11 protein-coding genes and 3 pseudogenes are annotated in these 12,403 nt (G+C 71.3%); 11 read left to right on the top strand and 3 right to left on the bottom strand.

Features of this window, described 5'->3' with window-relative positions:
• The first annotated feature begins 412 nt into the window (after positions 1 to 412).
• Positions 413 to 556, top strand: a complete 144-nt coding sequence (locus V6U88_RS29315) for a hypothetical protein (protein ID WP_334458095.1) — start codon at positions 413 to 415, stop codon at positions 554 to 556.
• A gap of 74 nt (positions 557 to 630) precedes the next feature.
• Here the strand turns inward: V6U88_RS29315 and V6U88_RS29310 are convergent.
• Positions 631 to 787 (bottom strand): annotated as a pseudogene (locus V6U88_RS29310) (ArsR family transcriptional regulator); the annotation flags it as partial.
• A gap of 257 nt (positions 788 to 1,044) precedes the next feature.
• On the opposite strand from V6U88_RS29310, the gene V6U88_RS29305 reads away from it, so the two are divergent.
• Positions 1,045 to 1,563, top strand: a complete 519-nt coding sequence (locus V6U88_RS29305; protein ID WP_334458088.1) for an AAA family ATPase — start codon at positions 1,045 to 1,047, stop codon at positions 1,561 to 1,563.
• Between the two features lie 357 nt (positions 1,564 to 1,920).
• Here the strand turns inward: V6U88_RS29305 and V6U88_RS29300 are convergent, their stop codons facing one another.
• A complete protein-coding gene (locus V6U88_RS29300; RefSeq protein ID WP_334458086.1) occupies positions 1,921 to 2,676 on the bottom strand; it encodes an Fpg/Nei family DNA glycosylase in 756 nt (251 codons plus the stop codon).
• A gap of 253 nt (positions 2,677 to 2,929) precedes the next feature.
• A pseudogene (locus V6U88_RS29295) lies at positions 2,930 to 3,163 on the bottom strand (PIG-L deacetylase family protein); the annotation flags it as partial.
• Between the two features lie 308 nt (positions 3,164 to 3,471).
• On the opposite strand from V6U88_RS29295, the gene V6U88_RS29290 reads away from it, so the two are divergent.
• The 9 genes and pseudogenes from V6U88_RS29290 to V6U88_RS29250 all read left to right on the top strand — a co-directional run bounded on the left by V6U88_RS29290 (position 3,472) and on the right by V6U88_RS29250 (position 12,332).
• The gene (locus tag V6U88_RS29290) at positions 3,472 to 3,648 is read left to right on the top strand and encodes a hypothetical protein (RefSeq protein ID WP_334458082.1); all 177 of its coding nucleotides are present in this window, start codon (positions 3,472 to 3,474) and stop codon (positions 3,646 to 3,648) included.
• A gap of 343 nt (positions 3,649 to 3,991) precedes the next feature.
• The gene (locus tag V6U88_RS29285; RefSeq protein WP_334458080.1) at positions 3,992 to 5,812 is read left to right on the top strand and encodes a glycoside hydrolase family 3 protein; all 1,821 of its coding nucleotides are present in this window, start codon (positions 3,992 to 3,994) and stop codon (positions 5,810 to 5,812) included.
• Positions 5,813 to 5,822: 10 nt separating this feature from the next.
• Positions 5,823 to 7,130, top strand: coding sequence for an exo-beta-N-acetylmuramidase NamZ family protein (locus V6U88_RS29280; RefSeq protein ID WP_334458078.1), 1,308 nt, complete (start codon positions 5,823 to 5,825; stop codon positions 7,128 to 7,130).
• Positions 7,131 to 7,141: 11 nt separating this feature from the next.
• Positions 7,142 to 8,941 (top strand): serine hydrolase domain-containing protein, encoded by a 1,800-nt coding sequence (locus V6U88_RS29275; RefSeq protein ID WP_334458076.1) that lies wholly within the window; start codon positions 7,142 to 7,144, stop codon positions 8,939 to 8,941.
• Positions 8,942 to 9,260: 319 nt separating this feature from the next.
• A pseudogene (locus tag V6U88_RS29270) lies at positions 9,261 to 9,380 on the top strand (hypothetical protein); the annotation flags it as partial.
• Positions 9,381 to 9,416: 36 nt separating this feature from the next.
• On the top strand, positions 9,417 to 9,806 hold the full coding sequence (locus tag V6U88_RS29265; protein WP_334458093.1) for a CBM35 domain-containing protein: 390 nt from the start codon (positions 9,417 to 9,419) through the stop codon (positions 9,804 to 9,806).
• Positions 9,807 to 10,051: 245 nt separating this feature from the next.
• Positions 10,052 to 10,897, top strand: a complete 846-nt coding sequence (locus V6U88_RS29260) for an SGNH/GDSL hydrolase family protein (RefSeq protein ID WP_334458074.1) — start codon at positions 10,052 to 10,054, stop codon at positions 10,895 to 10,897.
• Between the two features lie 408 nt (positions 10,898 to 11,305).
• Positions 11,306 to 11,719: a hypothetical protein gene (locus V6U88_RS29255; RefSeq protein ID WP_334458072.1), complete on the top strand. Its 414-nt coding sequence runs from the start codon at positions 11,306 to 11,308 to the stop codon at positions 11,717 to 11,719.
• A gap of 16 nt (positions 11,720 to 11,735) precedes the next feature.
• Entirely contained in the window at positions 11,736 to 12,332 is a 597-nt protein-coding gene (locus tag V6U88_RS29250; RefSeq protein WP_334458070.1) for a cell wall protein, read from the top strand.
• Positions 12,333 to 12,403 lie beyond the last annotated feature (71 nt).

The raw sequence follows: 12,403 nt of genomic DNA, 5'->3' as shown, positions 1-12,403 counted from the left end.
GGGGGGGGGGGGGGGGGAGCGTCGGCCGTGCAGCTCCTGGTCGAGATCGCCGACGTCGCGGCGACGACGACCTGGGTTACCCGCCGCCCGCCGGTGTTTCGGGACGGGCCGTTCACGCCGGACTACGGCCGCGAGGTGGTCGCCCAGGTGGAGGCACGGGTACGGGCCGGCCTGCCACCGGGAAGCATCGCCAGCGCGACCGAGCTGTCGTGGACACCGCAGCTGCTCGAAGCTCGGGAACGCGGTCTCCTCCGACGCCGGCCGATGTTCGACCGGATCGTCCCCGGCGGCGTCCAGTGGCGCGACGGCGCGGCACAGGACGTGGACGTCATCCTCTGGTGCACCGGCTTCCGGCCGGCGCTCGACGATTCGGCCCCGCTGCGGCTGCGGGGGCCCCGCGGGCGGCATCGTCGTGGACGGCACCCGGGTGGTCGCCGATCCCCGGATCCACCTGGTCGGCTACGGGCCGTCTGCGAGCACGGTCGGCGCGAACCGGGCCGGGCGGGCAGCCGTCCGCGAGCTGCGCGCGCTGCTGGCGGCGCCCGCCCCGGCCTGACCGCGCGGCGACGGTGGCACCCGCGAAAAATCAGCCATATCGGCGCTCTCGCGGCCTGAACGCGCCGCCCAGCCGGCCTTCTTGGTCGCCCGCTTGCGGGGCGGCGTCAACGAGTCGGCCATTGCGGCGATCGCTGACGAGGCGGTAGTACGCCCAGACGCCCCGCTTCTCGCGCTCGCGCAGACCGGCCTCGCTGAGGATCCGAAGGTGATGACTGACGGTCGACGTCGACCTGACACGCACCGACAGGGGGCGGCAGGTGGTGGAGCGGATGGTCCAGGCCCAGCGGAAGGCCGCCGCCGGGCGGTGGCCAGAACAGCCCGCGCTGCTATGCCGCTTCGCGATCTTGCTCCCACCCCACTAGCCAGGCCTTCCTGGCGAAGCCGGCGGGTGATTCGGGATTGCGAGCAGCCTCCACGATCTCCGCGATCCGGAGGCGGCCAGCAAGGCCCGATCGCGCCGTCGGCGCGGCGCTAGCATCAAGTCCCATGATCGTATGGATCAATGGCACCCACGGCGTAGGCAAGACAACGACCAGTGCCCTCGTGCAGCAACTGATCCCGGATTCACGGGTGTTCGACGCCGAGAAGGTCGGCGAGACACTCATGGACATCACGCCGGGGCTGCCCGAGACGGACAACTTCCAGCACTGGCCGCCGTGGCGGCAGCTCGTCGTCGAGACCGCCCGCCGCGTGCTCGACTACACCGGCGGCACTCTGGTGACACCCATGACGGTCCTGGTCGAGCAGTACTGGCGCGAGATCAGCACAGGCCTCGCCCAACATGCCGTCCCGGTCAGGCACTTCGTCCTCCATGCTGACCAAGACACACTCCGTGGGCGCATCGAGGGGGAACACCCGGTACCTTCCCCGTTTCGCCTCAGATACCTTGAGCCTTACGCCGAGGCGGCCCGCACGTGGCTACACAGCGAGGCCGAGGTGGTCGACACCACGCACCTCACGCCCGCCCAGGCCGCCCTACAAATCGCAGAGGCCATCAAGAGTTGAGGTCCGCCCGCCCTGCGGAAACAGCCGCAGGTGGCAGCAGGGGCACAACCTTTCCCCAGGTAAAGCGCGACCCTCGCCGGATTGTGTGATCGGGATGCGTGGCCATCGAGTTCAGCGAGCCCTAAGTGGAGCGATATGCGGTCTATCAGGCGGTTTCAACTCGATGCAGGGAGAACCCGAGGACTTGAGCGACCGTTGCGTCCAGGTCAGCATCGACGGCCTGGGGTGCGAGTCGCGCATGCTGGAACCCGTGGCCACCTGGGTGCAGATTCGAACAGGATCAAAAATCGGGAGCCTTTTCTCGTGCGACGGGCCGTCATGGCGGCGCTGGGCGCAACTCAGCGGTAGCGCAGACCGTTATCCGCCGCCCGCCGGTTGGTCGACCGGACAGGCGTACGCGGTGCGGCCACCGAGCTGCCAGGTCCGTACGGGGCTGCCGCACCGCCGGCAGCGCTCCCGCTTGTAGACCCACCGCTCGTCCGGCGCGGCCGGGTCGCTGACCACCTGGCCCGCATCACGTCCCAGTGCCAGATGCTTCACGGCCAGCTGCCACAACCGCCTCGCCCTGGCGTCCCCTACGCTGACAGCGTCGGGATCCAGCTCCGCCAGGAAGAGCAGCTCGGCTCGCCAGGCGTTTCCGATCCCGGCCCAGACCCTCTGGTCCAGCAGTACTGTCCCCACCGGCGCGCCGGCCGCCGAAAGGAGGCGGACGGCCTCCACCGGATCGGCGTCGTCGCGCAGCGGGTCCGGTCCGAGCGAGGCCCTCAGGGCGCGTTCCGCGTCCGACGGTAGCGGCTCACAGCGAATCGGCGCGATCAGGTCGTACGCCACCTCCGGTCCGGCCAGCCGCAGCCGGGTCCCGCGCCGAGGTGGCACGGTCGGGTCGGCGAACCGCAGGAACAGCCCCCGCATGCCGAGGTGGACGTGCAGCACCGGTGCGTGGGTGAAGTGATAGAGCAGATGCTTGCCGTACGCCTCGACCGCCGTCAGGGACCGGTTGGCGTAGGGGCGCGGGTCGAAGCGACCCTGCGGGCTGGACACTTGTACCGGCTGACCGGCGAGGGCGGCGTGCTGCTCGCGGGCGTGTCGGTGGATGAGGTGCCCCTCGGGCATGGCCATCGTCTACCCGGCCTGCCAGTGGGAAAACCGGTGCGGCGGTCGCGCCGGCACGTCCCGAAGGTGTTGAACGTGCGTTGCCCGCCATGGAAGCAGCAGCCTCTTCATATCGCGGCCCGCTCCGCCGCGCCCGTCAGCTTGGCGCTGCCAGTGCCGAGCTGGTCAGTTGGCTGCGGCATCTGTCGCTACAAGCGCCACTTGTGCCCATGCCGGTACAGAGTGGCAGCCCCTTCGTCGGTCCCTAAGATCGTTGTGTCTGGGCCTCCAGTTCCGCCTGGCGCGTCGCCACCACGGCGGCCGGGTCGTGCCCCGGATCGCCGGGCTTGACCCCGCCGGGGCCGTCGCCGCATCGCCCGTCGGTGCAGGTCACCAGCACCGTCGTGATCCCTTCCGCGGCGTAGCGGGCAAGGACACCACCGGTGCTGGCCGCCTCGTCGTCCGGGTGGGCGTGCACCGCCATCAAGGTCAGAGATCCCTCAGCCATGCCCATACGCTACGAGGGGCGGTCGCCACCGCGCGGGACTCACCGCGCGGCGCCCGTCCGCCCCGTGGCCGATCGGGCGCCGGCTCGTCGAGTGGTGATCAGAGCCGGGAGCAGTCGAAGTCACTGAGGCCGTTGCGGAGGTAGCCGGCGAAGATCCATCCCCAGTTGGTGTAGGTCCAGTAGTCGCCGGTGGAGGCATTGAACCAGCTGCACCACTTGTAGACGGTGGTGCCGTAGGTGGCTCGTAGTCGATGGCCGTGCAGGCGGCAGCCGGCCCGTTGTGGACGGTGGCCCTCGGGGACTTGACGATGACGTCCCTGACCGGGGACTCCCCGCCCCCGGGCACGTTCGGGCAGCCAGCGGCCGCGACGCTCACCGGAGCCGGGGTCGCCGCGTGCGCCGCGGTGGATAACTTCGTCGCCGGCATCCTCCTCGCGCTGATCGCGCTCCTCGGCCTTCGCCGGGCCAGCAGGGCGTCAGCCTGACAGCGCTGCGGGTCTCGCTGCCGGGCGCCCACCAGGTCTGCGCGACTCCATACCAAGCACTTGAAACCCGTTACCTGGTGGTGTCGCCGTCCGGGTCTGGACGGTCCTCGCCTTCCTGACGGTCGGCACCCTGGGCTGGCCGTGGTCGCGACCCGCCCAGGACGGGCCCCGACGCGTGTGGGGACAGCGGGGGAGCGCGCGGCGCCGCCGATACACCTCGGCCTGCCCGCGACCGCTACGGCGGACCGAACCGTTCGGGATGCGGCGTTTTGAAGGTTACCTTCTTGACGGCCAATCGATACGTAGCTAAGTTTCAGCCACCCGGACTGAGAGGCCGTCGTCCATGCAGACCCGACTCGCCACCGCGACTGTCCTGTTGGCCACCCTGACGACCACGCTCGCGCCCCTTCCCGTCCAGGCCGCCGCCGCACCGGTGCATCCCCCGTCGGCCGAACACGGCTGGGTCACCTCGACGCTGCGGCACATGAGCCTGGAGCAGAAGGTCGGCCAACTCTTCGCCACCTACGTCTACGGCGGTGACGCCACCGAGCCCACGGCCGCCGACCGCGCCGCGAACCGGGCCGCGTTCGGCGTCGAGACGCCGGCCGAGGTCATCGACCGGTACCACCTCGGCGGTGTCTGCTACTTCTCCTGGTCGCACAACCTGGACGATCCCCGCCAGATCGCCACCCTCTCCAACGGACTCCAGCGAGCCGCCCTCGGCGACGGCGCGAAGGGCCGGGCGCCCCTGCTCATCTCCACCGATCAGGAGCAGGGCGTGGTGCTGCGGATGCCCGCCCCCGCCGCGCAGTTCCCCGGGGCCATGGCGCTGGGAGCCGGGCGGTCACCGGGCGCCGCCCGGACGGCGGCGGAGGTCACCGGACGCGAGCTGCGCGCGGTCGGCGTCCACCAGCCGTACGCGCCGATCGCGGACGTCAACATCGACCCGGGCAACCCGGTGATCGGCGTACGATCCTTCGGCGCCGATCCCACCCTGGTGGCAGACCTCACCGCCGCGCAGGTCACCGGGTTCCAGGACGGTGCCGGTGCGAGCGCGGTCGCGAAGCACTTTCCCGGGCACGGCGACACGGCCACCGACAGTCACACCGGTCTGCCGGTGATCGACCACAGTCGGGCGGAGTGGGATCGGATCGACGCGCCACCGTTCCGGCAAGCGATCAACGCCGGTGTCGAGTCGATTATGACCGCGCACATCGTGGTCCCCGCGCTCGACCCCTCCGGCGACCCCGCAACGCTGTCGCCGGCGATCCTCACCGGCGTGCTGCGCGGCGAGCTCGGCTTCCGGGGCGTCATCGTCACCGACGCGTTGAACATGGCCGGCGTGCGGGCGAAGTACGGCGACGACCGGGTGCCCGTGCTGGCGCTCAAGGCCGGCGCCGACCAGCTCCTGATGCCGCCGGACCTCGCGCTGGCGCGGGACGCGGTGCTGCGTGCCGTCGCCACCGGCGAACTCACCGAGCGGCGGATCGACGAGTCCGTCCAGCGCATCCTCGGCCTGAAGTACCGCCAGGGGCTGGCCCGCTCACCGCTGGTCGACGTCGAGGCGGCGGTACGCACGGTTGGCGCGCCGGAGCACCTCGCCGCCGTCACCCGGGTCACCGACCCGACCCTCACCGCCGTCCGCAACGACGCCGGGCTGCTGCCGCTGCCCCGCGCCGACCGGTCGGTGCTGGTCACCGGCTGGAACAGCGCCGCCTTCGCCCCGATCACGACGGTCGCCGACGGGTTCAGCGCTCGCGGCGCCCGGGCCACCGCCCGACCGGCGACCCTGCCCTCGGACGCGGTGATCGCCGCGACGGCTAACCAGGCCGCCGCGCACGACCTCACCGTCGTCCTGGTGAACAAGGCTTGGGACACCGTTGTCACCGACCCGCGCGGCACCCAGCGGCGCCTCGTCGCGGCGCTGCTCGCCACCGGGAAGCCGGTGATCGTCGTGGCGGTCCGCGATCCCTACGACATCGCGTACCTGCCGGGGGTGACCACCTACCTGGCGACCTACTCGTACACCCGGGCGGCGATGGACGCCCTCGTCCGTGCGCTGCACGGCGAGCTGTCCCCGAGTGGACGGCTGCCCGTCACGATCCCCACGGCCGAGGGGGCGGGCTCCGTGCTCTACCCCTACGGTCACGGCCTGAGCTGGTAGGAGGCAACCAATGCAGCGGAGGAAATTCCTTGTCGGCGCGGTCGGTACGGGCGCGCTGGGGGCGGGAGCGGGAGCGCTCGGCGTCGGCGGGGCCCTGGCGCCCGCGGCGGCCGCCCCCGGTGTCCGCCGGGTCCGCACCGGTCTCGACCAGTTGGTGTCCTCCGGGTTCGCCGAGCTTGCCGGCGAGCGGGTCGGGGTCATCTCCAACCCGACCGGCGTCGACGCGGCCTACCGGCACCTGGTGGACCTGATGCACGGATCCGGCCAGGTCCGGCTGGTCGCGGCGTTCGGCCCCGAGCACGGCTTCCGCGGCTCGGCGCAGGCCGGTGGCAGCGAGGGCACCGGCGTCGACGCCCGCACCGGCATCCCGGTCTACGACGCGTACGGCGCCTCGCTGGCCCGGTGGCAGAGCATGTTCACCGAGGCCGGGGTGGACACGGTGGTCTTCGACATCCAGGACGTCGGGGTCCGCTTCTACACCTACATCTGGACCATGTACACCTCGATGATGGCTGCGGCCCGGGTCGGCAAACGCTACGTCGTGCTGGACCGACCCAACCCGATCGGCGGGCGGGCCTACGGACCGATGATGACCTCGCCGTACACCTCGGGCGTGGGCCTGAAAGAGATCATCCAGCAGCACGGGATGACCGTCGGGGAGCTGGCCCGGTTCTTCAACGCCACCTTCCTGCCGGCCGAGGCGGGGCGCCCCGTCGACCTGCACGTGGTGCGGTGCCGGCACTGGAAGCGCGACGACCTGGCCGCCGACACCGACGTGCCCTGGGTGATGCCCAGCCCGAACATGCCCACCCCGGACACCGCGCTGGTCTACCCGGGCACCGGTCTCTTCGAGGGCGTTGCGTCGATCACCGAGGGGCGCGGCACGACCCGCCCGTTCGAGCTGATCGGCGGGCTGGCGACCGACTTCGACCACCGCTGGGGCGACCGGCTCAACGCCCGCGACCTGCCCGGTGTCGAGTTCCGCGAGGCGTACTTCTCGCCGACGGCGGCGGGGCACAAGCCGGCGTTGCTCAACAAGCTCTGCGCCGGAGTCGAGGTGAAGGTCGTCGACCGGGCGGTGTACGACCCGATCCGCACCGGGGTGGCGATGCTCATCGAGGCGCGCAAGTACCCGGCGTTCGCCTGGCGGCGCGACTCGTGGGACGCCGTGCGCCCGTACTGGATCGACAAGCTCACCGGCTCGCCGCGGCTGCGTACCCAGATCGACGCGGGGGCCGACGTGGACGATGTCGTCGGCGCCTGGGCCGACGAACTGGCGGCCTTCAACCGCCAGCGCCAGCCCTACCTGCTCTACTGAGGAGCGCGATCATGGCCGTTTCGTCCCGTCGTCCGCTCCGCCCCCTCGCGCTCGGCCTGGCCCTGGTGGTCCTGGGCACGACGGCGCCGGCCACCGCCGCGACCGCCAGCCCGAGCGGATCCGGGCCGCCGAGCGTCACCCCCGCCGACATCCGGTTCCGCGACGACACGCTGCGCACCGGTAGCGCCCGCGAGGTGGGCCTGCTGCCTGAGCAGGTGGACCGCCTCCCGGTCGACCTGGCCGGGTATCTGCAACCGACGCCGGACCACCCCGGTCACCCGGCGTACGCCGGCGCGGTGGTCCTGGCCGCCAAGGACGGCGTGATCGTCCAGCACGCGGCGGTGGGCACGGCGGTGCGGTACGCCGCCGTCGGCCCGCCGCCCGGGCTGGTCGGCGTGGAACTCCCCGCCGACCAGCAGCTTCCGACCCGGCCGGACACCATCTTCGACCTGGCGTCGATCTCGAAGCTGTTCACCACGATCGTCACCATGCAGCAGGTGGAGCGCGGGCGGGTGGAGCTGGACGCGCCGGTCGCCCGGTACGTCCCGGAGTTCGCCGCCGGCGGCAAGGCGGCGGTCACCGTCCGGATGCTGCTCACGCACACCTCGGGTCTGCCCGCCTTCACGCCGCTGTGGAGCAGGTACCCGACGCCGGCTGAGCGGTTCGCCGCCGTGCTCGCCACGCCGCTGGCGGCCGGGTCGACGCCGGGTTCCCGGTACGTCTACTCCGACCTCGGACTGATCGCGTTGGGCGTGCTGGTGGAACGGGTGACCGGCCGCCCGCTCGCCGAGCTGGTCCGCGACGGGGTGACCGGGCCGCTGGGCATGACCGACACCGGCTACAACCCGGCCCCGGAGCAGCGGTCCCGGATCGCCGCGACCGAGTACCAGCCGTACGCCGGGCGCGGCATGGTCTGGGGCGAGGTGCACGACGAGAACGCCTGGTCCCTGGGCGGGGTGGCCGGGCACGCCGGGGTCTTCTCCACGGCGCCGGACCTGGCCGTTCTCTGCCAGTCGCTGCTCAACGGCGGCGAGTACCGGGGGCGACGGATCCTGCGGGCGGACACGGTGCGCGCGATGCTGGTCAACCACAACGCGCCGCTGGAGTCGGACTACCCGGAGAGCGACCGCGGGCTCGGCTTCGAGCTCAACAAGCACTGGTACATGATGGGGCTCTCCTCCCCGGTGGGCTTCGGGCACACCGGCTTCACCGGCACGTCGGTCGTGATCGACCCGCTGTCGCACTCGTTCGTCGTCTTGCTCAGCAACCGGGTACACCCCGATCGTGGCTGGGGCAGCAACAACGTGGCCCGGCGCGCGATCGCGCGCGACCTGGCCGAGGCGATACCGGTGCGGCCGCGCTCCGACAGCGCCTGGCGAGCCGACCCGCGCGACCTCGCAACCGGCACGCTCACCGCGCCGCTGCGCCGGGCCGCCCGGGGCGGGACGGCGAGCTTCCTGCTCTGGTACGACACCGAGCCCCGCTACGACAGCGCGCGGTTCGAGGTCTCCACCGACGGCGGCCAGACCTGGGCACCGGGGCGCATGCTGCTGCGGCACGCCGACCGGCGGTGGACCGCCGACGGCACGGTCACCGGCTACGGGGGCCGGGTCTGGTGGCAGGTCTCGGTGACCCTGCCCGACCAGGCCACCCACCTGCGGTGGAGCAGCAGCACCGACGGCTCCGGCCAGGGGCGCGGCGTCTACGTCGACCGGATGGTCGCGGCCGACCGGGACGGCGTGCTCTTCGGCGGGGAGGGCGGCGACGCCTCCCGACTCGTCGCCGACGGATGGTCACCCGCGCGCACCTGACCAGAGGGCGAACGAGTCCTGCCTCACCCGCGGCGGCGCGGGTGAGGCAGGACGGTCTGCGCCGTCGCGTTCCCACCACCGACCGTCGTTCCGTCAACCGAAATGGATGCGGCGCCACCTGGTTCGCGGCGGTCGTTTTTCAGTCATGGAGGATTGCGGCCACCCGATGGCTGATCGGCAGGCACGCGCCCGTCCGGCGCGCACTTGCCGACGTCACGACGGCCAGGTTCGTGCACGCATGGCGGTCTCGTCGACGAGCAGCGTCGGACGAGTGGGACACGGTCACTCCTGATGGCAGGCGCGGAACGCCCAGGTCACCGCCAACTGGAGCAGCTTCGGCTTTGGTGGCACCGCCACCGTCCGGGACCTGTGGCGGCACGAGGAACTGGGCGTGCACGGCGGCGGCATCTCGGCGACCCTACCGTCGCACGGTTCCCGGCTGTTCAAGGTCACCCCGAAGGGCGACGCCCCCAAGGTGGCCAGCTACGAGGCGGAGGCCAGCACGAACACGCTCGTGCGCGGCGCCTCGGTCGGCGGCTGTGCCAACTGCTCCGGCGGCGCGAAGGTTGGCAACCTCTACAACGGCGGCGCCCTGCGCATCAACGGCGTCACCGTGCCGAAGACGGGCACCTACCAGGTGAACATCCGCTACGCCACGAACGACCCGCGTTCGGCGACCGTCGCGGCCAACGGCCAGAACGCCGTCACCCTGGCCTTTCCGCCCAGCGGTGGTTGGGACATCCCGGCCACGGTGACCGTAGCGATGCAGTTGCGTGCCGGCGCCAACACGATCGAGATCGACAGCACTACGCCGGTCTACTCACCCGACATCGACAAAATCGAGGTGCCGCTGACCGTACGGTAGGCGCGGCTCGTCATGGGGGCCGAGCGGCACTGCCGCCCCGGCCCCCACGCCGTCCGGACTCCGGCATCCGCGTGGCGCAGGGACGGCTATGGCCTTCCCTGCCAAGTGGCCCCTGCCCGCTTGTTCGATTGAAGGAAAACTCCGCTCGACCTCTTGCGTGCGCCAATGCTTGCCACCGACAGTCTGGATCACCACCAGCATTCGACTTACGTCGATGTGTTTCCGGTGGGCACTGAGGAGGAAGCATGGCACCCGTCGTCCCCCGCCGCAGAAGCCGCCTCGTCACACTCGCGATCGCCGTCCTCGCCGGCCTGGCGCCGGCCGCGCTGTGGGCGCTGCCCGCGCAGGCGGCCGCGCCGCTCTACACCGCCCTGGGCGACTCGTACGCCTCGGGCGTCGGCACCCGCACGTACTACTCCGACGGCACCAGCTGCTACCGCTCGCCGTACGCGTACCCGGTCCTCGACGCGAACCAGATCGGCGCCAGCCTCACGTTCGCCGCCTGCTCTGGCGCGAAGGTCGCCGACGTGTCCAACTACCAGCTCGGCAGCCTCAGCTCCTCGACCAGCTACGTCACGCTCACCGTCGGCGGCAACGACGCCGGGTTCACCAGTGTCATCACGCAGTGCGCCAAGCCGTGGCCGTACACCTGCTGGGGTGACATCGACAACGCCAACTCCTACATCCGAAATGTCCTGCCCGGCGCCCTGGACGCGCTCTACAACAAGATCCGCTCACGGGCACCGTACGCCCGGGTGGTGATCGTCGGGTATCCGCGCCTGTTCAACGAGAGCGACTGCCAGTCGCTGTCCCGGATCAGCCCTGGGGAGCAGGCGGCGCTGAACGACACCGCCGATCTGCTGAACCAGACCATCAAGGCCCGGGCGGTCGCGCACTCCTTCCCGTACGTGGACCCGCGGACCGCGTTCACCGGGCACGCCGTCTGCGACTCCATCGAATGGATCAACGGCCTGTCCGACCCGATCAGGGAGTCGTACCACCCGAACCGCACCGGCCAGTCGAGCGGGTACGCCCCGCTGGTCAAGAACGCCATGCTCAGCACCACTACGGCGGCCACCGGCAAGGCGTAGACACCGCCAGCGGGTGCCGGCCGGTCGACGTGTCCGGCCGGTACCCGGTTTTGCCGGATCCGGGGGGCTGGCGCGAGGCGCCGCCGATCTCCGCATGGCGGAGAAGGTGACGATTGAAGCGCTCGCGGTCCATGGCTCTCGACCCAGGTTCGACGGCGCGATCCGGAGGCGCGTCGGGATTGACCAGCTACCGCTGACCGCTGGATGCCGATTTGCGCAGGAGGGCAGTTTCTGCCGTCCGCGTGCAAAAAAGCGAAAAGGATCTTCGTCTCCGTCCACCCCGGTCCGCGCTCGCGCCGTGTAGAAAACCTTCGATGCGGCGGTTGACTTCGTTGGTTTGTGACAGAACAATAAACGTCAATATTTATGGTCATCCCTGTTAATTGTCATGCCTGGAAGGAGGCACCCATGGCAGCTCTGCGAGGCGAGGTGTCCTGGTTCTGCTGCGGCAGCGCCTGGGGACCCTGCGGCACGGCCGGCGGTGGCGCCTGCGGCACCTGCAAATCGGGCAACCACCAGCACGCCTGGCCGAACACGTCGGACGCCTGCCTGGCCATCACCCGCCCCCACGCGTGCGGGGTGACCGGGATGAGCCGGCGCGGCTGCGGCTTCCGGCACTACACCACCAACCTCTGCAACGGTGCCCGGGTCGGCACCACCATCGCCGACTGCGGGCCGCAGACCGACCTGTTCTGCGGCGAGCGCACCTGCTGCGGCTCGGCCTGCGGCAGCAACCGGATCATCGACCTGACGCCCGCCGCGTACAGCGCGATCGCCAGTCTCTCCGCGGGGCTGCGGCCCTGCGCAGTCGACACCGTCTGAACGGGAGGGCGCCACCATGCACCAGACCCTGGATCGTCGGCAGCTGCTCGCCACGGCGGCGCTCGGCGGCGTGGTCGGAGCCACCGGCCTCGGCTCGCTCGCCCCGGAGGCGGCCTTCGCCGCCGAGGCCGCGACCATCGAGCCCGGCGCGCCGGACCCGAACTTCGCCGAGGGCCGGATCAGCAAGATCTCCGGCAGCATGCTGCTGGTCACCGGCTCGGACACCGTGCTGCACTCGATCCGGATCACCGACGGCACCAGCATCTGGAAGCTGCACCCCACCAGCTTCGACAAGATGGCCGTCGGCGACGGGCTCTACGCCCGCGGCGTCCGCCTGCCCGACGGCACGCTCGCCGCGGACTCCGTCTGGGTCAACATCGTCAACCTGCACGGTCACATCGCCGCGGTCGGCCGCAACGTGCTGCACCTCGACCACAAGGGCCAGCGGATCGTCGCGCACGTCGTACCGGACCGGTCCGCCGCGGTCTACAACGGCACCCCGGCGGTCAGCGACCTGTCGCTGCTGCGTGTCGGCCGGCACGTCCAGGTGCTCGGCGCCTGGCACCCGAACACCAACGAGATCGACATCGCAACCGTCTACGCCGCCGCCTAGGGCGCCGGGCCCGGGGCGGCGTCCACCCGCATCCGCACCGCCCCGGGCGTCGCCCACCGGACCACCCGAGG

Source organism: Micromonospora sp. CPCC 205739 (genome assembly GCF_036906795.1).
Lineage (GTDB): Bacteria > Actinomycetota > Actinomycetes > Mycobacteriales > Micromonosporaceae > Micromonospora.
Note: the sequence above shows the minus strand (reverse complement) of the source record. Positions and strands in the feature narration are given on the sequence as shown.

Excerpts from the sequence above, each read along its gene's own strand:
- V6U88_RS29305 (WP_334458088.1), top strand. The coding sequence starts at position 1,045 with ATGATCGTATGGATCAATGGCACCCACGGCGTAGGCAAGACAACGACC.
- V6U88_RS29280 (WP_334458078.1), top strand. The coding sequence starts at position 5,823 with ATGCAGCGGAGGAAATTCCTTGTCGGCGCGGTCGGTACGGGCGCGCTG.
- V6U88_RS29260 (WP_334458074.1), top strand. The coding sequence starts at position 10,052 with ATGGCACCCGTCGTCCCCCGCCGCAGAAGCCGCCTCGTCACACTCGCG.
- V6U88_RS29285 (WP_334458080.1), top strand. The coding sequence starts at position 3,992 with ATGCAGACCCGACTCGCCACCGCGACTGTCCTGTTGGCCACCCTGACG.
- V6U88_RS29250 (WP_334458070.1), top strand. The coding sequence starts at position 11,736 with ATGCACCAGACCCTGGATCGTCGGCAGCTGCTCGCCACGGCGGCGCTC.
- V6U88_RS29255 (WP_334458072.1), top strand. The coding sequence starts at position 11,306 with ATGGCAGCTCTGCGAGGCGAGGTGTCCTGGTTCTGCTGCGGCAGCGCC.
- V6U88_RS29300 (WP_334458086.1), bottom strand. The coding sequence starts at position 2,676 with ATGCCCGAGGGGCACCTCATCCACCGACACGCCCGCGAGCAGCACGCC.
- V6U88_RS29290 (WP_334458082.1), top strand. The coding sequence starts at position 3,472 with ATGACGTCCCTGACCGGGGACTCCCCGCCCCCGGGCACGTTCGGGCAG.
- V6U88_RS29275 (WP_334458076.1), top strand. The coding sequence starts at position 7,142 with ATGGCCGTTTCGTCCCGTCGTCCGCTCCGCCCCCTCGCGCTCGGCCTG.